Annotated in this window: 1 protein-coding gene; it reads left to right on the top strand. The window is 44.3% G+C overall.

The genetic code is table 11. The annotated features are described in order from the left end of the window. Positions 1 to 143: 143 nt before the first annotated feature. A partial coding sequence (locus tag A3762_RS24585) for an alpha/beta fold hydrolase (protein WP_156493733.1) occupies positions 144 to 584 on the top strand: 441 nt, incomplete at its 3' end.

Genomic DNA, 584 nt, shown 5'->3' on the forward strand with positions numbered 1-584 from the left:
ACTAAGACTAAACCTTAGCTGCTTCTAATGCGACCTAAACAATGAAAATGACTATTCCAGATGGGGATATCACTTGCTCTTCGAGCAAAGTGATAAGGATAATGTTCGGTTTGGAATAACATGTAATCAAAAACTACAACATTATGTCGAGCATCATCGAGCTAGCACCCCCAACAACCAGAACCACTGTCATTGATGGCATAAAAATTCGCTACGACTATCGTGAGGGAACAGGCAAACCCATCGTTTTTCTGCATGCCACGGGCTTTAACAAAGCGGTTTGGTATGAGGTGGTAAAACACCTCGAAAACCCAGTTTACCTTTTTGATACTCCCGGACATGGGCAAAGCGAGCATCCAAATGATGAGTTTCAATGGGATAGAACTGCGCATTGGCTAGCAGAGATTATCGACACATTAGGGATTAAAAATGCACTCGGTGTAGGCCATTCGATGGGCGGCCAGTTAATGCTCTCTATCGCACATGACCACCCTGCAGCCTTTGATCAACTGCTGCTATTAGACCCTGTAGTACTGCGTGAAAACGCACTGCAATTTCTACAATCAATGACAGACCATCCCGTT

The sequence above is a fragment of the Oleiphilus sp. HI0125 genome (genome assembly GCF_001635355.1).